Source organism: Vibrio pomeroyi (genome assembly GCA_041879425.1).
Lineage (GTDB): Bacteria > Pseudomonadota > Gammaproteobacteria > Enterobacterales > Vibrionaceae > Vibrio > Vibrio pomeroyi_A.
In genome coordinates, this window is the sequence record CP090855.1 from 1,182,991 (window position 1) to 1,203,945 (window position 20,955).

General features: G+C 45.7%; 20 protein-coding genes. 13 read left to right on the forward strand and 7 right to left on the reverse strand.

Annotation, left to right across the window (positions count from 1 at the left end; translation table 11 throughout):
* Window positions 1-24: 24 nt before the first annotated feature.
* A complete protein-coding gene (locus L0992_21145) occupies window positions 25-654 on the forward strand; it encodes a hypothetical protein (GenBank protein ID XGB68909.1) in 630 nt (209 codons plus the stop codon).
* 163 nt (window positions 655-817) lie between these two features.
* Here the strand turns inward: L0992_21145 and L0992_21150 are convergent, their stop codons facing one another.
* Both L0992_21150 and L0992_21155 read right to left on the reverse strand, forming a co-directional pair.
* The gene (locus tag L0992_21150) at window positions 818-1,570 is read right to left on the reverse strand and encodes an SDR family NAD(P)-dependent oxidoreductase (protein XGB68910.1); all 753 of its coding nucleotides are present in this window, start codon (window positions 1,568-1,570) and stop codon (window positions 818-820) included.
* A gap of 12 nt (window positions 1,571-1,582) precedes the next feature.
* The gene (locus tag L0992_21155; protein ID XGB70397.1) at window positions 1,583-2,278 is read right to left on the reverse strand and encodes a sulfite exporter TauE/SafE family protein; all 696 of its coding nucleotides are present in this window, start codon (window positions 2,276-2,278) and stop codon (window positions 1,583-1,585) included.
* A gap of 378 nt (window positions 2,279-2,656) precedes the next feature.
* Between L0992_21155 and L0992_21160 the strand changes: the two genes are divergently transcribed.
* Window positions 2,657-3,973, forward strand: coding sequence for an aspartate aminotransferase family protein (locus tag L0992_21160; protein ID XGB68911.1), 1,317 nt, complete (start codon window positions 2,657-2,659; stop codon window positions 3,971-3,973).
* A gap of 200 nt (window positions 3,974-4,173) precedes the next feature.
* Here L0992_21160 and L0992_21165 read toward each other — a convergent pair whose 3' ends face one another.
* Window positions 4,174-5,688 carry a PLP-dependent aminotransferase family protein gene (locus tag L0992_21165; GenBank protein ID XGB68912.1) on the reverse strand — a complete coding sequence of 505 codons (1,515 nt, stop codon included), beginning with the start codon at window positions 5,686-5,688 and terminating at the stop codon, window positions 4,174-4,176.
* A 240-nt stretch (window positions 5,689-5,928) separates the two neighbouring features.
* Here L0992_21165 and L0992_21170 point away from each other — a divergent pair, with 240 nt between their 5' ends.
* The 4 genes from L0992_21170 (at window position 5,929) to L0992_21185 (ending at window position 9,196) form a co-directional block, all read left to right on the forward strand.
* Window positions 5,929-6,795 carry a transporter substrate-binding domain-containing protein gene (locus L0992_21170; GenBank protein ID XGB68913.1) on the forward strand — a complete coding sequence of 289 codons (867 nt, stop codon included), beginning with the start codon at window positions 5,929-5,931 and terminating at the stop codon, window positions 6,793-6,795.
* A gap of 131 nt (window positions 6,796-6,926) precedes the next feature.
* Window positions 6,927-7,568, forward strand: coding sequence for an amino acid ABC transporter permease (locus L0992_21175; protein XGB68914.1), 642 nt, complete (start codon window positions 6,927-6,929; stop codon window positions 7,566-7,568).
* Between the two features lie 115 nt (window positions 7,569-7,683).
* Window positions 7,684-8,349, forward strand: coding sequence for an amino acid ABC transporter permease (locus tag L0992_21180; GenBank protein ID XGB68915.1), 666 nt, complete (start codon window positions 7,684-7,686; stop codon window positions 8,347-8,349).
* Between the two features lie 100 nt (window positions 8,350-8,449).
* Entirely contained in the window at window positions 8,450-9,196 is a 747-nt protein-coding gene (locus tag L0992_21185; protein XGB70398.1) for an amino acid ABC transporter ATP-binding protein, read from the forward strand.
* Between the two features lie 109 nt (window positions 9,197-9,305).
* Here the strand turns inward: L0992_21185 and L0992_21190 are convergent, their stop codons facing one another.
* Window positions 9,306-10,034 carry a UTRA domain-containing protein gene (locus L0992_21190; GenBank protein ID XGB68916.1) on the reverse strand — a complete coding sequence of 243 codons (729 nt, stop codon included), beginning with the start codon at window positions 10,032-10,034 and terminating at the stop codon, window positions 9,306-9,308.
* Between the two features lie 211 nt (window positions 10,035-10,245).
* Between L0992_21190 and L0992_21195 the strand changes: the two genes are divergently transcribed.
* From L0992_21195 to L0992_21220, 6 genes are all read left to right on the forward strand, one after another.
* Window positions 10,246-11,328 (forward strand): extracellular solute-binding protein, encoded by a 1,083-nt coding sequence (locus L0992_21195; protein ID XGB68917.1) that lies wholly within the window; start codon window positions 10,246-10,248, stop codon window positions 11,326-11,328.
* A 61-nt stretch (window positions 11,329-11,389) separates the two neighbouring features.
* Window positions 11,390-12,277 (forward strand): alkaline phosphatase family protein, encoded by an 888-nt coding sequence (locus tag L0992_21200; protein ID XGB68918.1) that lies wholly within the window; start codon window positions 11,390-11,392, stop codon window positions 12,275-12,277.
* Window positions 12,274-13,167 carry an ABC transporter permease subunit gene (locus tag L0992_21205; protein XGB68919.1) on the forward strand — a complete coding sequence of 298 codons (894 nt, stop codon included), beginning with the start codon at window positions 12,274-12,276 and terminating at the stop codon, window positions 13,165-13,167. The genes L0992_21200 and L0992_21205 overlap by 4 nt, the downstream gene beginning before the upstream one ends.
* The gene (locus L0992_21210; protein XGB68920.1) at window positions 13,167-13,952 is read left to right on the forward strand and encodes an ABC transporter permease; all 786 of its coding nucleotides are present in this window, start codon (window positions 13,167-13,169) and stop codon (window positions 13,950-13,952) included. Before L0992_21205 ends, L0992_21210 begins: the two co-directional genes overlap by 1 nt.
* A complete protein-coding gene (locus L0992_21215; protein ID XGB68921.1) occupies window positions 13,952-14,971 on the forward strand; it encodes an ABC transporter ATP-binding protein in 1,020 nt (339 codons plus the stop codon). The genes L0992_21210 and L0992_21215 overlap by 1 nt, the downstream gene beginning before the upstream one ends.
* Before the next feature lies 1 nt (window position 14,972).
* On the forward strand, window positions 14,973-15,632 hold the full coding sequence (locus L0992_21220; protein ID XGB68922.1) for an HAD-IB family hydrolase: 660 nt from the start codon (window positions 14,973-14,975) through the stop codon (window positions 15,630-15,632).
* Between the two features lie 75 nt (window positions 15,633-15,707).
* On the opposite strand, the gene L0992_21225 is transcribed toward L0992_21220, so the two are convergent.
* The 3 genes from L0992_21225 to L0992_21235 form a co-directional block, all read right to left on the reverse strand.
* Window positions 15,708-16,373 (reverse strand): response regulator, encoded by a 666-nt coding sequence (locus tag L0992_21225; GenBank protein XGB68923.1) that lies wholly within the window; start codon window positions 16,371-16,373, stop codon window positions 15,708-15,710.
* Window positions 16,370-17,740 (reverse strand): ATP-binding protein, encoded by a 1,371-nt coding sequence (locus L0992_21230; protein XGB70399.1) that lies wholly within the window; start codon window positions 17,738-17,740, stop codon window positions 16,370-16,372. The genes L0992_21225 and L0992_21230 overlap by 4 nt, the downstream gene beginning before the upstream one ends.
* 286 nt (window positions 17,741-18,026) lie before the next feature.
* A complete protein-coding gene (locus L0992_21235; GenBank protein XGB68924.1) occupies window positions 18,027-18,272 on the reverse strand; it encodes a hypothetical protein in 246 nt (81 codons plus the stop codon).
* Between the two features lie 300 nt (window positions 18,273-18,572).
* Here L0992_21235 and L0992_21240 point away from each other — a divergent pair, with 300 nt between their 5' ends.
* On the forward strand, window positions 18,573-20,612 hold the full coding sequence (locus L0992_21240; protein XGB68925.1) for a DUF3466 family protein: 2,040 nt from the start codon (window positions 18,573-18,575) through the stop codon (window positions 20,610-20,612).
* The last annotated feature ends 343 nt before the right edge of the window (window positions 20,613-20,955 follow it).

Consider the following 20,955-nt stretch of genomic DNA (forward strand, 5'->3'; position numbering starts at 1 on the left):
TAATCAATTGAAAGGGCTATAAACATGAGTAAAATAATCGCAACTCACTCTGAGTTAGACAAAGCAACGCAACTATTCGACGACTTCTTAGCGGGCATGCCGGAAATCTCAATCAATACCGCTCACACAGATGCACCAAGCAGCATGAACATCAATGACAGTGAAGAAGTGCAGGCTTATCTCAAATACTCATTCTCGCAATATCTAGATTCAATACCTCAGCCAGACACCGACCAGGAACCTGAATTGAAGCCTCATACCCAAGTGTTGCTCACATTGGATGAAAGTGGTTACCCCGTTACTGCCGTGAGTGATGGAGACGGTGAATTAGAAATTCTGATTTGGGACAACGATTACGATGGCATTGTTGATCATGTATTGCCGAAACCAGACGGCAGTTGCGGTATTTTGACCAACCAATACACAACCAAAGATTTGGAGGAAATTGAGTGGGCGAGCGCCATTATGGACGTGAACCTAAATAGCTTTGAGTTTGAGCGCACGACTATCTCTCTGCTCTCTGAAAACGAAATAAAAATCGAACAAATAGGCGCGGCACCTAAGACCGAGATCATCCATGCATCGTCCGAGAACGCGATTAATATGCTTCATGCGATTGAGCAAGAGTTTAGGTACATCCATGGCCACGCTTAAGTGGCGTCTATGATTGGTTTTTCGCCCGAGAATGAACTCATGGAAACTTTGATGTGGTCGATTACATTTAAGTGAAAAGCTGAAGGAAGCGATAAAGGTGGTCTACTTGGGTAGACCACCTTTTTGTTTGTGGGTGTTTGATCTTCGTTCTGTCTGTTTATGCTTAATCTCTGTCGATCGCAAACGGAGACCACGCTTGTCGAGTTGGCATCACCTCGACTCGGTTAATATTGATGTGCTCTGGTAAGGTCGCAATATGAAACATCTGCTCTGCGATATCCTCAGCTGACAGTGGCGTTGTGCCTTGGTAAAGGTTGTCTGAAGCCATCTGATTACCTTTGGTTCTCACTAGCGTGAATTCCGTTTCTGCAATGCCAGGAGACAAGTCAGTCACACGTACTCCTGTACCTTGTAGGTCGCAGCGTAGGTTATAACTAAACTGCTTTACGAACGCTTTGCTGGCGCCATACACATGGCTGCCTGGGTAAGGCCACTGTCCGGCGATTGAGCCAACATTGATGATAGAGCTCCCAGCGCCTTTTTTAATTAACGTCGGCAGTAGTGCATGCGTGACATTGACCAACCCAGTGACATTAGTGTCGATCATGGTGTGCCAATCTTTTAAGTCCACATCAGGTGCGCCTTCTGGTGCTAAGGCGAGGCCCGCATTATTAACCAATGCGGTAATCGATGAAAATTCAGCGGGTAGTGAATCAATGGCTTGTTTTACGGCGTCTGCGTCTCGAACGTCGAGTTGAATCACATGCACAGGCACCGTTAATTCTTCCTTTAGGTCGAGTAACCTTTCGATACGACGACCAGACAACACTAATGACCAGTTATCTTCTGCAAAACGCTTTGCTGCCGCTTTGCCGAAGCCAGAGGTCGCCCCTGTAATGAACGCTATCTTATCCATAAGTAAATCCTTCTAATTTGAAATTAACATAAGTAGTGCCATGCCGATCAAAATCGGCGCGGTCGTTGTTTTTGCAGACAAATTCGGCGCTGATAGATACAGCTTTTGCCCGAGTAGATTGCCAATCAAAGCCGCCGGTAAGAGCCATAAACCTGTGATGAATGACGCTTGATTAAATGCGCCAATCCACATGAAGCCGATCAGCGAGATCGCGGAACTCAGTAGAAAAAACACAATCGCAGTGGCTCTCTGTTCACTGGTTTCAATGGTCAGGTTCATCAAATACGTCACTAACGGAGGCCCTCCCGAAGATGCGGTAGTCATGCTGAACCCGGAAATTGCCCCAGCCCAAAATGCGTGTCGCTGGTGTAGCCATGTGAGACGAAAATCACAAATGATTAATGAGCCAGCGACTAAAGACATCATCGCGATAAAGGCCTTTAAGCCTGCTTCAGATATCGTGCTAATGAAGTACAGCGAGAAGGGCACCGCAACCAACATGCCGATACACAACGGCGCAATAAGCCGAATGTTGACGGTGGACTTACTTCGTTTGAGCAGAGGAAAAGTACTTAAGAAATCCAACAGGATCGCAATGGTTACGGCTTGCAGCGGTGGAACAATAAAGCTGAGGGATAGCGCTGCGATAATCGCAAACCCAAACCCTGAATAGCCTCGCACTACCCCTGCAAACAGAATCAATGTCATCGCCAAGCCCATTTCCACTCTTGCTCACCTCTTTGTTGTTGCGTGCTTGTCTACTGTGGTAGCTGCTGTTCTTTATTCGCATTTGATGAGATTTGTCTCGTCTGCCTTTCAATTTATTCATCCCTAAGAATTTTGAATAGAGCCAGTTCAACGATTGGATTGGGTCAGGTTATCGGTTGAAAGGAATGTGGGGTTGGACCAATTTCACTGGCCCACGGTTTTGTTGAAACTGACACTATGCGCTCCGCCCTGTTTGGGATGAAGATTATTCCATCCGATAGCGCAGCCTTTTCAATTTGGTGTTTCGCGTCTTCCATCGTTGAAGGCGTGCTTGGCACAAGGGGCTGTGAATCTAGTGTTGTTAATGGAGACGATGAAATGGAAGTATCAACAGAACAGTTAGTGAACCAAGATATTATCGACCTCGACAAGAGCGTATTTCATTCTTGGTCAGTTCAGGAAGCGGCTGAACCTATCGCCATTGCGGGTGGACAAGGTTGCAAAATGTGGGATTACGAAGGCAAGGAATACCTCGATTTTAGTAGCCAGCTCGTCAACACCAATATTGGCCATCAGCACCCACAGGTGATCAAAGCCATTAAAGATCAAGCGGACTCCTTGGTGACCGTTGCTCCCGCGACTGCCAACCTCACTCGCGGTTTGGCGGCAAAGCGCATTTTGTCGAAAGCGCCAAGCACATTTAAGAAGGTGTTCTTTACCAATGCAGGAGCAGACGCCAACGAAAATGCGATCCGTATGGCGAGACAATTTACAGGGCGCGATAAGGTGTTATCGGCTTACCGTTCTTATCATGGCAATACCGGAACAGCGATAGCGGCGACGGGCGATTTTCGTCGTATTCCAAACGAGTATAGCCGTGGGCACGTTCACTTCTTCAATCCATTTCTCTATCGAAGCGAGTTCAATGCGGCGACTGAGGCAGAAGAGAGTGAGCGTGCCCTGCAGCATTTAGAGAGAGTGATTGAGTGCGAAGGGCCAACAGCGATTGCGGCGATTATCTTAGAGACTATTCCCGGAACAGCAGGCTTTCTCATTCCACCCAAAGACTATCTTGTTGGTGTGCGTGAGCTTGCAACCAAGTACGGCATTCAATTGATCTTCGATGAAGTTATGGTGGGTTTTGGCCGAACGGGCAAGTGGTTTGCGTTTGAGCACTTCAATGTCGTGCCGGACCTGATCACTTTCGCGAAAGGGGTTAACTCGGGTTACGTTCCGGCTGGTGGCGTGGTAGTCAGTGAACCAATCGTTGAGTACTTTAAGTCGAACTTCTTTATGGGCGGCTTAACGTATTCTGGTCACCCTTTGGCGATGGCTTCTATCGTTGCAACGCTTGATGTGATGGAGCAAGAGGGCATTGTCACACATGCCGATAATGTCGGTAACAGCGTTCTTGGGCCACTTCTACTCAGCCTTCAAGAGTTGCACCCGATGATCGGTGATGTGCGCGGAAAAGGGATGTTTTGGGCAGTTGAGCTGGTGGAAGATCGTGAAAGCAAGACGCCATTGAGCAATGAGAAAATGGGCCAATTGAAAGCTGAATTGACCAAGCGAGGCTTGTTGACCTTCATTGTGAATAACCGCATTCACGTCGCGCCACCTCTGGTGATTCAACCGAGTGAAATTAAGAAAGGCGTGAAGATCATTGATGAAGTTTTGCTTGAGCTCGCTTCTTAATTCTTGAAAAGATAGCTAACACAGAAACACAGGCACTTTGGTAAAGGATTCCCCGTCCTTTTCAAAGTGCTTATTTTTTCCGGAGTGCTTAGCTTTTGAGTGTCTAGCTTTTAATTGATTAGGTATAGACGAAAAAGAGCATCGATTGATGCTCTTTTTTACGTCATTTTCTTGAATAACAACGTCCATAAAACGCGATGCTAGCTCTTCATTACCTCTGATAGCTCTTTAATGCCGGGTGCGATCAAGTCTTTGTCGATCGCGTGAAACCCTAATCTGAAATAAGAATTAGGATCAAATTCGGATGAAGTTTCATTGCTCAACTTGGTTTCGGAATCGGTCATGAAGTGAGAATATCCTGTCTCAATCAAAATCCCTTTTTGTGCGGCTCGTGACGCTAAGCGCTGGCTGTTGATGTGACTCGGCGTTTGTAGCCACAAAGAGTTGGCTTGCTCACTCTGAGCCAGTCGCTTGCAGTCTGGTAAGTACTTTAAGACCGCATCGTTGATCAGCTTCCAGCGTTGGCGCGTGTTTTCTCTAAAACGCCTCACAAAGCTGTCGTAGTAGCCTTGTTCAATAAAGTGAGCCACTTCCATTTGAACGCGGCTTGGTGCGTGTCGATACATCAACCTACGCAGTATTCTAAGGTCGTATATTAGCTCTTCAGGTGCCACTATATAGCCTAATCTCAAGCCGGGTGCCAGTAGCTTAGAGAAGCTACTGACGTAGATGACACGTCCTTCTTTATCACTGGCTTTCAGCGCAGGCTTTGGGTTCCACTCCACGTTGCACTCGGCATCATAGTCATCTTCTATAATCACTGCATCATTGGCTTTAGCCATCTCAAGTAACTGAGCTCTACGTTCATCACTCATGGTTACGCCAGTAGGTGCTTGGTGGCTAGGTGTGACATAGAAGTGGTCACACAGTGAAGAGTGTTCATTGAACCTCAATCCTTGTTCATCAACTTGATGAGGGTGTAACTGTGCGCCAGAGAGGTTAAATATGTGGTTCGCTTCTTTGTAACCGGGGTTCTCGACACCAACTCGGCTCTGGTGATTCATTAACAAGGTTGAGAGCAGATAGAGTGCGTTCTGCGAGCCTAGGGTTATTAAGATCTCATCACTTTGAGCATGAATACCGCGCTGTGGGAGCACTCTCGTGCGTATCTGTTCCACCAGCATATCGACGTCTTTATCGACCTTGTCGCAAAGCCAGCGGTGATCGTGTGGGTCTGAGGTGACCTTTCTTGTCGCTTCTCGCCATTGAGCTAATGGGAAGTCATTGATCGAGGGTTGGCCAAAAATAAATGGGTATTGGTAGCAGCTCCAATGCGAGGGTTTGACGATGCGTGGGTATTGGCCCAATTGCAGCTTAACGCGTTTGCTCCAATCCGGTGCATTGTCGCTGTCGGTTGATTCAAAATGATCCAAACTCTCGTCGATAGTATCACTCGGGTTTTGATACTTTTCTGAAAGGTAATAGCCACTGCGAGGCTTACTGATGAGGTAGCCATCATCGAGCAAACTGTCGTATACCAAGGAGACAGTATTGCGTGAAACGCCCAATTGGCTAGACAGCTTACGACAAGATGGCAGCGCTTGTTCAGCCGGAAAAATACCATTCAATATCGCCGTCACCAAATAGCTACGTACTTGTTCTTGCAGGCTTCTTTTAGAATCAAACTCGATGAAACAATTGTGATTTATCGCCATGAGATACAGTCCTTATTCTCAGTGAACCTCAGTCCAGTCTGTGTAAAAGAGCAAGAAGTGCGCCAGAGTTCATATTGATGTTCTAGGGACAGTTTTTTGCTCTCTCTCAACCCCGAAAATTACTTTGTCCCAAACTAGAAAACTGCTCTGTCCCAACCTGAAAATTAAATTGGCTCTACGTCTTCGATGCATTCCGTTCATAAAGTAAAGGCAGGCAAATAATCTCGATAAGGAAAGCGTATGAAACAGGGAATGACGATGAAGGCATGGGTTTCAACTGCGGCAGCAACGGTTGTACTGGGTTGTTTTGGGGGCGCACAAGCTTCGGAGCTTGCAGCCATCGAAAAGCAAGGCTTCATGAAAGTGGCGACAGAAGATAACTACTCTCCATTCAACTATATCGACCGCGGTAAGCCTGCGGGGATTAACAAAGATTTGCTTGATGAGTTACGTGAATATTCGAAGTTCGATATCGAGCAAGAGATCTTACCTTGGACAGGACTACTCGCTTCGGTATCTGCTGGTCAATATGATGTGGCGTTAACTGGCGCGATCATTACCGATGCTCGCTTGAAGGCCTTTGATTTCACACCTCCTATCGCGTCAGCGCAGCATTATTTCTTAACCAGAGCTGATGCGGAAGACATTAATACGGTAGCGGATTTGGATGGCAAAACCGTGGGCTTACAAGCGGGCAGTGCTTTGCTAGAAAGGCTTCCAGAGCTAGAAATTATGCTCGAAGCACAAGGTAAGTCTTTGGGCAAAGTTGTTCAGTATCAATCATACCCAGAAGCGTATTCCGACTTGGCAATCGGCCGAATAGACTATGTGATCAACAGTGTCGTGTCCGTTAACGAGGTGGTGAAATCCAAGTCGAAGGTATTCAAAAAAGGCGAGGCGGTGTCTGGTCCTGGTTTCGTGAGCTGGCCTGTTCCTAAAGAGAACCCTGAGCTTTTGGCTTATCTAACGGAGTTTTTCCTGCACCTAGAGCAAACCGGAAAAATGGCGGAATTGCAGAAGAAGTGGTTCGGTGAGTCGTTCGACCAACTGCCTTCAGAGGCCATCACTTCCGTTGAGCAGTATCACAAGCTAACAGCAGTCCAATAGATGGATAAGCATGCGCTGACACAAACAGTTAACCGCTGTTTGTGTCCATGCCAATGGGTTCAAAGCGGTTTAACCCATGAATCATTTGCGCAAAACCTATCGAAAGAAGTCGTTTATCAAAGAGGTCGTTTATGGATTATTACGCTTGGGAACAGTTGCTACAGGGCGCGTGGGCTACGGCATGGATATCGGCAGTCTCGATTGTATTAGGAGTCGTCATCGGGCTAGTCATTGCCTTGATTCGAATGATGAAAATCCCGTTTGTGGATCAAATGCTGGGTATCTATGTCAGTTGGGCTCGAGCAACACCTTTGGTGACACTGGCTCTGTTTATCTTTCTTTCGTTCCCGTCATTTGGCATCAATTTAGATAAACACGTTTCTGCCATCTTAGCGCTCACGCTCAACACATCGGCATTCAATGCGGAAATTTGGCGCAATGCCTTTCTTAACTTTTCAAAAGGGCAAATGGAAGCGGCCGAAGCGATTGGCATGCGACGCATAACTTACTTCCGCCGAATCATGTTCCCACAGATGGTGATCATGAGTTTACCTGCGCTCGTCAATGAGATGTCGTTCTTAATCAAAGGCAGTCCAGCGATTGCAGTGATCGGTATCGTGGATCTAACCCGTGTCACCAACCGAATTGCAGCGGTTACCTATGAGCCACTCGGGCCAATCTTATGTGCTGGTGCCATCTACATGTTGATTATTGGCGTGTTGGTGAAGTTGCAAGCTGTGGCTGAAAACCGAGCCACTTATCTGCAGCAATAAGTGCATACAGCTGTTAACAGTAGCAGCAACAGTTTGGCCGTCATAACTACTTGGTCAGCAACACCATTTACCTGCTTGTGAAGCGTCATTGAGTGGGTAAATTTAAGGAGTAAATATGGAAGAATGGAATATTATCTGGCAACAAAAAGAGCTGTTTGCTTCTGGTTTTGTGACCACGTTTTATCTTTTTGTTTCGTCTTCAATCTTGAGTTTCGTCATAGGTATTGGTTTGTTGTATTGTCTCGAAAACTCGAGACTCGGTGTTAAGTACACCATCAACAGCTTGATAGGCATGATGCGTACCTTACCGTTTCTGATCTTAGCCTACCTGCTCTATTACGGTTTGCCTCAGATTGGCATTCGACTAGATGCAGTGACAGCGGGAATCATCGCGCTCAGCCTTTATCATGGTACGTATTTCTGTGAGATTTTCCGCGGTGTGCGTAAAGGGTTAGAGCCTGGCTACATCGAAGCGGCGCACGCTTATGGCTTTTCTAAACTCAAAACCTTCACCCGAGTCATCACCCCCAACGTGTTATTTAAGTCGGTTCCTCTGATCACTAACCAACTTATCATCTGCTTAAAAGACACCGCGTTTCTTAGCATCATCACCGTCGCAGAAATTACCGCGGCAGCCAACAGTATTCAATCGACCTACTTCATCCCATTGAATGCCTTCATCATTGCGATCGCGCTCTACTGGGCTGTGAGTATTGCACTTGAAACCATTACCAAACGAATCCAAACCAAAGTTGAACTTAGAGGGCTTAGCCATGCTTAAACAATCAGAGATTATTGAAACGGAAGCACCGATTAACCCCTCTTCGGGAGTGAGTTTGGAAGTGATTGAGTGCGAGCCACTGTTGGAAGAACGCGAGACGATCATCAACATTGAAAACTTGTCGAAACAGTTTGATGGCATCGAAGTGTTACGAGACATCAACCTCACCATTAACAAAGGCGATGTGGTCAGTATTCTCGGATCGTCTGGGTCGGGTAAATCGACGCTATTACGCTGCATGAACTGGTTAGAACAACCAGAACGCGGCACGATTTTTATGGGTGATGAGCGTATTGGTATCAACACTGAAACGGGTAAGCCGCTCAAATACAAAGAGTTGGCGAAACTTCGAGAGCGTCTTGGGATGGTCTTTCAAAGCTTCAACTTATGGCCGCATCTCACCGTGTTGCAAAACGTCATGGAAGCGCTGGTACACGTGAAGAAAATAGCGAAGCCTGACGCTGAAGAGATGGCTCGTAAGCAACTCGATAAGGTGGGCATGTCTCATAAGCTAGAGAGCTACCCAAGTATGTTATCGGGTGGACAAAAGCAACGTGTCGCGATTGCTAGGGCGCTCGCGATGGAACCGGATGTATTGTTGTTTGATGAGCCAACCTCGGCGCTAGACCCTGAATTGGTCGAAGAGGTACTCCTAGTGATGAAGAAGCTATCGCAAGAGGGCTACACCATGGTGGTAGTGACTCATGAGATGGAATTCGCGCGTCAGGTGTCGGATCAGGTGGTATTCCTTGAGAAGGGCATCTTGATTGAGCAATCCAACCCAGAGAAGTTTTTCACTAACCCAGACTCAGCAAGGGTAAGACAGTTCCTTAAGCTCGATTCATGATTTGAGTTAATTGTTCAACTTCAAGGTTCGACCGTTAAAAAACTCCGACTAAATCAGTCGGAGTTTTTGTATGTGCTGGTTTCCTATTTTCTAACCTATGTCTTACGTGCTAACCAATACTATCAATATGGATCACCACAGAATCGGGTCGCCAGTATTCCAGTTCGCAGTCCATTAACTCACCATCTTGCTTGTAGTTCACTCGGCAGATCTTAAGAACTGGTTGACCCTCTGCCAAATTCAGTGCCTTGGCGACATGTGCAGGGGCAGAGGTAGGAACCACGTCAAAGCGCGAACGTTGGGTCTCGTAGCCGTATTTTTCTCGGTAGATGCCTGTTAGTGACATAGTGAGATTTTCCGATAATACCTTTTCAAACAGCGGCGCTTTTAAGACGTTTTCAACAAACAGTACCGCTCTGCCATCAATAAAGCGTAATCGCTCAATCACGTGTATCGGGGTTATTTGTTCTATTTCTAATGCTTTGGCGTAATCGCCTGACGCCATCTCTGTGCGGGTGCTGAGCAGTCTTGTTTCTGCGATGCGATCTTGTTCGCGAATCATTTGATGAAAGTGAGAACGGGACAATGGGTTATAGCGAATCCGTTCGGGTGACACATACCAGCCTCGGCGCTCCTCTCTGTATATCAGGCCTTCAGTTTCTAATGACACCAGCGCATCTTTGAGCGTGATTCGTGTGGTGGAAAATAGCTCGCTGAGTTCTCTTTCGGATGGCAGTTTTTGCCCCTCGGTGAAGATGCCTGATTGAAGCTGTTCTCTAATGCTTGCCTTAATTCTGCCTAGCTGTGTCCCTGATTGCCCTGTACCCAATGTTCTCATTGCTGATCTAGTCCATAAGTTCGTGTACTTAATAAGGTAAACCATGGAGTTAACAGGAATGTGACAGTAAACAAAGGCTTACTGTCATATGGGTGAAATATAACTGCCACGGAAATGCATCCTAACTGTCAAATAACTTGCGCGAAAGCGTCACACTCCGGCGATAGCATACAAAACGAACTTACTGACCTAGTCCAGAGGGATAGAGACAATGAAAACTTTGCTTAGCCGTTCAACTGTATCGCCAAGAAAATTGATAGGCGCAACGCTAATAACGGCAACACTTTCAATGCCAGCGATGGCGAAGGATGCTGATCTTGAGTCACTGATTGAAGCCGCTCAAAAAGAGGGTGCGGTTTACAGTGTGGGTATGCCAGACAGTTGGGCAAACTGGAAAGGCACATGGGCTGATCTGAAAGCAAACTACGGTTTGAAGCATCAGGATACAGACATGAGCTCGGCACAAGAGATCTCTAAATTTGAAGCAGAGAAAAGAAACGCAACCGCGGATATCGGTGATGTTGGTTTCGCCTTTGCACGTGTCGCTGTTCAGAAAGACGTAACGCAGCCATACAAGCCAACCACTTGGAATGACATTCCAGATTGGGCTAAAGACAAAGATGGTCACTGGGCACTGGCTTACACAGGCACTATCTCGTTCATTTCAAACAACAACCTTGTTGAAGATGCACCCAAATCTTGGGGTGACCTACTAGAAGGCGACTACAAAGTCACAGTTGGTGACGTAGGCGTAGCAGCGCAAGCTAACAACGCGATTCTAGCGGCTGCATTTGCTAATGGCGGTGACGAATCAAACCTAAAACCAGCGATTAAATTCTTTGGTGAACTAGCGAAGCAAGGCCGTCTGTCTTACACAGATCCAAGCATCGCGAACCTTGAAAAAGGTGAAGTGGAAGTAGCGATCATGTGGGATTTCAACGCACTGAACTACCGCGACAAGATCGACCGTGAGCGCTTTACCGTAAGCATTCCACAAGACGGCTCAGTGATCTCTGGTTACACCACCATCATCAACAAATACGCGAAAAACCCGAACGCGGCGAAGTTGGCTCGTGAATACATCTTCAGCGACCAAGGCCAAATCAACCTAGCAGAAGGTTACGCGCGTCCAATCCGTAGCAGCGTTACGCTACCTCAATCAGTACAAGACAAGCTGATCTCGAACGAGCAATACAGCAACGTTCATCCAGTCACTGACTTCTCAGCATGGGAAAAATCAGCACGTCGCCTACCACGTCAATGGCAAGAAAGCGTATTGATTCACCAGCAATAACCCCGCTTAACATACCACCTGTAACGGGTGGCTTATAGAAACAAGCAATAGAGAATAAACCATGAGCAATAAGGTTATCCTTGTTGTTCTAGATGGACTGAATTATCAGGTAGCCCGTGATTGCATGGGCTACCTGAACGGCCTTCTAGAACTTAGTGACTCGAAAAACAGTAATCACAGCGTTTCCCAAAATCAACAGGGCACTTCGCAAATCATGAGCACACAAAAAAACAAGCTGCGCGCCACACTTTACCCAATGCAGTGTGAACTGCCGTCCATGTCACGCCCACTGTATGAGTGCATTTTAACCGGAGTTCGCCCTGTTGAGAGTGGCATTGTTAACAACCAAATCGTGCGTTTATCGAATCACGAGTCGATCTTTAGCTTGGCGAAATCGCAAGGCAAAGTGACGGCTGCAGCGGCATATCATTGGGTGAGCGAGTTGTATAACCGAGCGCCGTTTGACGCCGTACGTGATCGTTTTACCAACGATGAAACCATGAATATTCAACACGGTTGTTTCTACCACTGGGATCACTACCCAGATGAAGCCTTGTTCTTGGATGCAGAGCACCTGCGTGTCACTCATCAACCTGACTTCTTGTTGATTCACCCAATGAACATTGACGATATTGGGCACAAGCATGGGTTGGATTCTCGCCAGTACCGCAACAGTGCACGTGGTGCGGATATCTGCCTGTCGAACTACCTTGAGAAATGGGTAGACGATGGTTATCAGGTGATCATCACCAGTGACCACGGCATGAACAATGACTTGTCTCACGGTGGCATTCTACCTGAAGAGCGTGAAGTGCCATTCTTTGTGATTGGCGATAAGTTCACACACCAAGAATGTGCAGTGAAACAGACCGACATTTGCGGCAGCGTGTGTCAGTTGCTTAACCTTGAACACGATAAATCTTACACTCAGGAATTGTTGGCCCTATGAGCAGTTCTGTAATCACGCAGAGCGATGGCTCTGCGCTTAAACCTCAAACCAAATCTTGGTTCAAACGCTTCAAGCCCGCTTTGTGGCTTGCGCCTTTCGCACTGTTTTTCTATCTGTTCCAACTGGCACCTATGGTTTGGGTGCTGATCAACAGCTTCTTTTACGACGATGAGCTTTCTCTCGAAAACTATTCTGAAATATTCGATTCTGCCTTCATGATGCAGGCCTTCGGCAACAGTTTATGGCTGTCGATTTGGTCGAGCATTGTTGGCTTAGCGATTGCGACTCTGTTGGTCTCTTCATTGCGCCGCGTCGATTCTAAAATCCGCGATGCGGTGATTGCGTTTACCAACATGAGCAGCAACTTCTCTGGTGTGCCTCTGTCGTTTGCCTTCATCATCATCTTAGGCACCAATGGGGCGATTACCTTATTGCTCAAGCAGTACGGCTTGCTGGGCTATTTCGACCTTTACGGCAAGTGGGGCTTACTGGCGATTTACATCTACTTCCAGATCCCATTAGCGGTGTTGTTGCTGTATCCAGCGTTTGATGCCCTTAGCGATGACTGGCAAGCCGCCTCAGCATTGCTTGGTGCGAAAACTTGGCAATACTGGACCAAAATTGCGCTGCCTGTTCTATCTCCTGCCTTGTTTGGCACCTTCATCATCTTGATTGCTAATGCGATTGGCGCGTATGCGAGCGTGTATGCGTTGACCTCGGGTAACTACAACGTGATTACGATTCGAATCGCGAGCTTAGTATCGGGCGACTTGTTCCTAGAGCCCAACCTAGCAGCCGCCATTTCCGTGATTCTGATGGCGATGTTGGCCTTCATCACCGTGATTAACCAATGGCTGATCAGCAAAAGCTACGCAGGGAAGAGAAAGTAATGAACACCGTAAATACTCGCTTTCATAAAACCGTGGTCTATTCGATCGTTGGTATCATGATGATCCCGATCTTAGCGACCTTCATCTACTCGATTTCTTCGCGTTGGGGCGCCACGATCCTACCTGATGGCTTTACTCTGGATTGGTACATCAACCTACTGACGGATCCTCGCTTCTTACAAGCCTTTGGTCGTTCACTGTTTATCTGTGTGGCGGCGCTGTCACTGAGTGTGGTGTTGGTTTTGCCTGCGATTTTCGTGGTGTTTTACTATTTCCCGAAGCTCGACAAAGTAATGAATATCCTGATCTTATTGCCTTTCGCCGTGCCGCCTGTGGTGTCATCGGTTGGCTTACTTCAGCTGTATGCCGATAGCGAAATTTCACTGATAGGCACACCATGGATTCTGATTGGTACCTACTTCACCATCGCGCTGCCATTTATGTACCGTGCGATTGCCAACAGCTTTGAATCGATCAACCTGCACGACTTGATGGACGCTGCTCACCTACTCGGCGCAAGCACCACCAAGGCGCTTTTATTGATTATTCTGCCAAACCTTAAGAAAGGCTTAATGGCGTCGCTGTTCTTGTCATTCTCGTTCCTATTGGGCGAGTTCGTGTTCGCCAACATCTTGGTGGGTACACGTTACGAGACGCTGCAAATCTACCTATACAACATGCGTCAAACCAGCGGTCACTTTACTTCAGCCCTTGTGATGACGTACTTCCTGTTTATTTTCTTACTGACTTGGTTGGCAAGTCGTTTCAGCCAAGGAACAAAATAATGAGCTATGTAAATGCGAAAAGCCTCACCAAGCGTTTTGGTGACAATACAGTATTTGAAGACATTGAATTTTCCATCGAGAAGGGTGAATTCATTACTCTGCTTGGCCCGAGTGGCTGCGGTAAATCAACGCTGCTACGCAGCTTGGCAGGTTTGAATCCTGTTGATGGTGGCGAAATCTGGGTTAACGGTGAAGAGATTACTCACCAAGTGCCGCAACAGCGTGGCATCGGTATGGTGTTTCAATCTTATGCGCTGTTCCCGAATATGACGGTTGAAGGCAACATTGCGTTTGGCCTTAAGATGAAAAAGCTTGCTGCCGATGAGATTAAGCGTGAAGTCGCGAAAGTGATTGGGCTGGTGGACTTAACGGGCAAAGAGAAGTTCTACCCACATCAACTATCAGGCGGTCAGCGTCAGCGTGTGGCTTTGGCAAGAGCCTTGGTGGTTAAGCCTCGTATATTATTACTAGATGAGCCGCTTTCAGCGTTGGATGCGAAGATCCGTAAACATCTGCGCCAACAGATCCGAGACATCCAAAAAGAGATGAACCTGACCACGATCTTCGTGACTCACGATCAAGAAGAAGCGATGATCATGTCTGACCGTATCTTCTTGATGAATAAAGGCGAGATCGTGCAAGCCGGCACACCTGAAGAGATCTACACTCAGCCAGCCAATGAGTTCGTGGCAGGGTTCATGGGGCATTACAATTTGGTGCAAGCGAACAAGGCCAAGCAGCTGTTCAACATTGAAACCGAATGGAAGGTGGCGATTCGACCTGAATCTATCTACGTTAAAGAGCAAGGTCGACAGTATGGCGAGCATATCTCCGCGCCGAAAACGGGCACCATTCGTAACCACCAGCTCTTGGGTAACGTGATTCGCTACCAAGTGGACGTTGATGAGTGTGAATTAACCGTCGACCTACTTAACCGCTCCTCTGAACGACTGTTGGCAAACGGCAGCCAACTTGAACTCCTGTTTAACCTTAACGAAATTCAACCTGTGAGAGCCTAAGATGTTCAAACCTTTGTATGTATTTGATATGGATGAAACGCTGATCAATGCCGATGCAGCGATGCTCTGGAATGAGTTCTTGGTTGAAAAGGGCATTGCCACTGCGCCGAACTTTATCGAAGAAGATAAGCGCTTAATGGGCTTGTATTCGGAAGGTAAGCTGAACATGGAAGATTACCTCACGTTTTCCATGCAGCCACTCGCGGATATGCCAACAGAGCAAGTCAGCGCTTTGGTTGAAGAGTGTGTTGAGCAGCATATTTTGCCTAAGCAGTTCAAACAGTCGAAACCATTGATTGAGCAGCTAGAGAATGATGACATCGACATGTTGATCATCTCGGCTAGCGTCACTTTCCTAGTAGAAGCGGTCGGTCGCAAGATTGGTATCGAGAACGCACTCGGTATCGATTTGGTCGAAAATCAAGGCCGTTTCACGTCTCAGATCTCTGGTGTACCAAGCTACCGTGAAGGCAAAGTAACGCGTTTGAAAGAGTGGTTAGAAAATCAAGAAACCAACTACTCAGATATCCACTTTTATACGGATTCAATCAACGACTTACCTTTGTGTGAACACGCTGATTTTTCTTATCTGGTAAACCCATGCCCGCGTTTGAAAGCGTTAGCTGATCAACCGAATTGGTCGATTCTCAACTGGGATTAACGCGAATCTTATATTCGAATTAGGTTCGTTCTAGAACTCATCAAGCCGCTGACTACAGCGGCTTTTTGTTTCGTATTATTCTATTTCTAGTTTGTAACCTATCCCGTAAATGGATTTGATGAAGTCACATTTTTCATTTATCGAGACCATTTTTTTGCGTAAGTTTTTAATATGGCTATCGATAGTGCGATCGCTGACCACTCTTCTATCGTCGTAGATTTTATCAATCAATTGATCGCGACTATAAATGCGGCCAACATTTTGATAGAGAAGGTGCAAAAGCCGAAACTCAGCTGGCGTTAAACTTAGCTTAATACCACATAGGACGGCGGTCATACTCAATTCATCAATATCAATTTCGTTCGTTGCTGACGTGGCTTGGGGCTTGCTGGAACGGCGCAAAATATTTTTCACCCTCACGACCACTTCTCTCGGGCTATACGGCTTACATATATAATCATCTGCACCCAATTCAAGCCCAACGAGTCGATCGATCTCTTCGACCTTGGCTGTCGCCATAACCACTGGAATGTCACTGAACGTTCTCAGCTCTCGATAAATATCCAACCCGTCTCGATTGGGTAGCATGAGGTCGAGAATAATGAGTTTAGGCGATGCTTGCTTTACCCAGTCGATGACAAGACTACCATCGATAATATGATGACTTTCAAGGCCAGAGTGCTCTAAGTACTCACACAATACACTTGCTAATGCAGGCTCATCTTCGACGACTAAAATCACGATTTTATTTCCTTTGGCAACGCTATGATGATTCGTAGTCCACCCAATTCTGAGTGGTCGGCAGTAATGTGTCCTTGGTGCGCTTCAACGATATTTTTACAGATAGATAAGCCAAGCCCAGAACCGCCACTTGATCGACTGCGCGATTTATCAACGCGGTAAAGCCTCTCAAACAAACGCGGAAGTGATGCATCAGGTACACCTGGATCACTGTCTTCAACGTTGATAATGATACTATCACTAATGTCGGTAACATCTATCGATACATGCCCATTATCGCTAGTGTATCGTGCACTATTTTCCAACAGATTCACAAACAGTTGTGTCAGTAATCTTTCATCACACGAGGTAAACAGTGGGGCTGAATGGTTATAGTGCTTTGTTAATGTGATTCTTTTCTGTTCTAAACGGATCGAGTTTTGAACGATCACAGAATTAATCAGTTTATGTATATCAACGTTGTTTTTAACATTGAGGTTAAATCCGATGTCATACAGGGAGAGTTGATGAAGATCCTCAACGAGTTGACCCAGTGTGATGATTTGTCGGTGTAACGAGTCGATATATTTTGGCTCAGGTGATCGGATACCGTCTTGTAGCGCTTCTAGTTCACTTCTAAGCACGGTGATAGGCGTTCTAAGTTCATGTGAAATATCCGATAACCACTGTTCTCTAAGTGTTTTTTGTTTTCTTAGTGTTTCGACAACACCGTTAAATATTCCGATGAGATCGGACAATTCATCATTGCCGCTTTTTTCAATGTAGAAATCGAGATCGCCATTTTCGATAGATTTGGCACCTTTCGACAAAGCATGCAATGGTTTCAAAAATCGCCTAACAAGAAACAAAGCGATAAGGAATGAAAGCAACACGGTAATCGATGCGATAGTGCTTACATGCGTCGTTTGTTGTTTGAAAAAGCTTTCAGCTAAAGGCCCTGATATTTCATCCATCTGGATGATGGAGATATACCCAATCACTTGCTCATCCCGTGTTATTTCGACTAGTGCTTGATGCTGACCATCTTCAAGGTGATGTAGGTTTTCAGGAGGTCCAATTATAGCTCGCCCGTTTTGATCTAAAATGTTGAGTCGTTGCCAAATAGGTTGAAGACCTGGCGCTTCCGGCTCTCTTAATGGTGGTGGCGATGGGTGTCTGTCACGAGCATGTGGCCGTGAGGGACCACCAATGCTACTGGCGATTAAATGTGGTTCACGTTCTAGCCGCCTCCACTTTTCGGAAGGTGAGTAATATTGCTTTAAGTTATTGGCGAGTTCTTGAGCTAGGGCAATCTCATTATTATTTGTGAAATCTTGGAGCCCTCTTTGAAAACTGGAGTTAATAAAATAGGTGAGTACAAAGAGCATGGTCACGCATACCATTAGTATTGAAACAAACAGTTTAGTGAAAATTGATATGCGCACGTTCTCTCCAGCAGTTAAAGTGAATTAGGACAGTAAAATGAATTAAGACGAAAGTGAGTTAAACCAATATTAATCCCCAATCGTGTGGGAAATGTGGACATTGATTTCTTTATTCATCTTAAGCCATGTATAAGCGTCTTTTTGTTAGAAACGAATAGCGAGCTGACAGGGTGCTATACCCCGTCAGCTCGCATTAAATTATCTCTATTTTTGGATAACCCTCTAACAATTATTGACGTCTTGGTGGTGGCGGCGGAACTTCCTCTTCCGATAGACCACCGCTTCCATCTGCGTCTAGTTTGTCAAAGTCATCGGCGAGTGGACCTCTGAGCTCTTCTAATTGTAATTCGCCATCACCGTTTGCATCCATTTCTTCAAAGCTTGGCATTTCTCTTGGACCTTCACGGCTTTCAGCACACGCTTGAAGCGCGAATGTCGATGTCAGTAAAAGCAATGCTGTCGTGATTTTTTTCATAATTTAATTCCTATTCGTAACCAAATATAAGTGTATTTCTTTGACGCAAATAGGTTAGCGATCAAATTAGCAGAGAAAATGGATAAATCTAGGAGATGAAAGTTAGCGTTTAACTTTGATAGGGCATCAGATCACAGCCCATCAAGTCAGGTTGTTTAAACCTCCATTGTTTCTACATAGTTTCCCCATTTTCTATTTTTATCCTAGTCCACTATTGAACTCATGAATTTAATGCCTTTAGCAATAAAGGCAGAAAGCTATCGTTGGTATTGAAATGGATTATTTTTTAGGAGCCGTAGAATGAAGGCAATGGTAAAAAAATCAGTCGTTGTCTCTTCTACGTTGTTGGTTGCTTCTTATAGTAACGCTGCGCTTTATAGGGTGGTTTTAGAGGAATCACCAGTAGAAACGGAATCGGTGTATGGGGTTGCAGTTGAACCAGAGCTTGGTACAACTGATTGCTTTAGTACCAGTTGTGGTGACACCGACTACGCATTCGCAGGGGAAGCTCAAAATGCAGAACCAGGTTTTTCCTTTAAAGAGGAGGTCCCTTTAGGTCTCGATAATACGTTCTACTATTTGGATTATGACGATATCTATAGCTACTGCACGAGCGAACTTGGCTACGCGACTTGTGAAGCTTGGAGTTCTTTGTTGTGGTATGGCGATGAGGATGCTGGTATTGGAGGCTTGAAAAATGAGCGTGATGCATATTACGAGTTGAGTTATCAGGCGAATTCCACGGCTTTTTATGACTCTTACTCGTTAAGCGAGATCCCGGATGTCGGTAGTAACCCACCTGATGTGAGCAGTTATAGTTATTCCTTTGTTGATGGAACAGAGGAGAAGGTGATCACTAAAGTTGACGAGAATGGTTTTGTTCTTGGTAACACCAGCAGTGGTTACTACAGCTATAACAACCAATATATTCAGTTGTATAGACAGCGTGGTTACTACGATACAGGCACTGAATTTACGGTTCTCCAACCTGAAGCCGATACCAGTATTACGATCAGCGATGCTGACGGCGAAGCGAATATAATTTCCCAAATGGGAAGAACGATGGCTTTTGACTCTTTCAGTTATGAAGGAGAAAGCTATGTGGTCGGAAGCGCGTCCGTTGCGACTTTTTATTACAGTGATGGATACAAAGATTATGACTCTCCGTACACATCCGACAGTGATGCAGAGGATCTAGATAATTGTATCGATGGAGATATTGAGCCTGCTTTATATCCAGAGTGTCAGAACTTTGCTTTTGCTAATCGAGCTTTTGTTTGGAATATAACCGATGCGAATGGCCCCAATGATGATGGAAACCGTTTTGCTGTATCCGATTGGGAAACCAGTTCGACCTATTACTCTTACAACGATGATGAAGCTTCAGCACAGGCGAGTGTGAGGGCTGCAACGATTTTATCTAGAGGGACATATAGCGCTTATCCTGTTTTAGTTGGTTACAATACAGATCTAGATGATTCTGATAACTTTCTTATGCAGGCTGCTGTGTTTAGGCCAAGCAGTACGTCAAATTTCAGCGTTTCGGAAAATGCTTGGACGACGACATTTATCGCTAATGCGACGGTAGAAGTGAGTGATTCATACATTCACAGTAATTCTGTTGCAACAGATATTAATGAAAACATGATGGTTATTGGTTATGCAAAACGAGATGGTGATTATGCGTCGGATCGTGTGTCTGACAATCGTATGTTTGTCGCTGATGCGAATGACACAAAGCCAACAGCCACATTCTTCGCAAGTTTAGGTGAAGACATTTTCTTTGATAGTGCAGAAGGAAAAGCAAGTGAGATCAATAATTACAATGAAATTGTTGGCTATGTTGACGCAGAAACTCACTCTGAAGTAGACGGCCATGAAAGAAGGCATCGCGGCTTCATTTTCCCTTATAACGACACTGGTACCGATGCTGATAGACGTGCAAGATATAATGATCAAGCTTGGTGGTTAGACGACCTAACTAACGGTGGTGACTACAGTGATGCTAACAACCACTTTAGGATATTGGACGCAACCGACATTAATGACGCGGGTGTTATCTCTGGGACGGCAATACAATGTTTTGCGAGTGAAAGTAGCTCCTCTTCTATGGCTTATGATTCAACCGCGCACTTTGCTTATTGTAATGATGGAGTGGGTGATGAGAGGGTGGTGGCAGTGAAACTTATCCCGATATCTGGAGCGACAAGTGAAGACATTGCTGAAAGAAGTGATGATAGCGCTGAAGATGTTGAACGTAGTGGTGCCGGTACCGGGTTATTAGTGCTCATCAGTTTAATGTCTGTGCTTTCTATGCGTTCAAGAGTATCTCGTCTGTAACTCTTTAAATTGATGAAGTTCAAAAGTCGCCTTCTTTTTCCGATAACATCGAAGGCGGCACTCGGTCGAATTTATCCCTTTCGCTTAAAAGTCCATGTGTGTAACAATTCAATAACATCCATTCCTCGATTGTAAATCAAACCACCACCTTTCAATCCCTTGATAGCACTCATTTTCATTCCTTAATTGTCTTCGTGTAACAATTTTTTTACAAGTTGCCGAGTTTTTAGCGTGATTGCTCATTTCCTTCCATGCATTCCAATCTTTCCGCTTGTGAGCCAAATTTAATTAAGGACAAAAAACACACAACCATTTCACAAAAAAAAGTAATACAAGACCGATA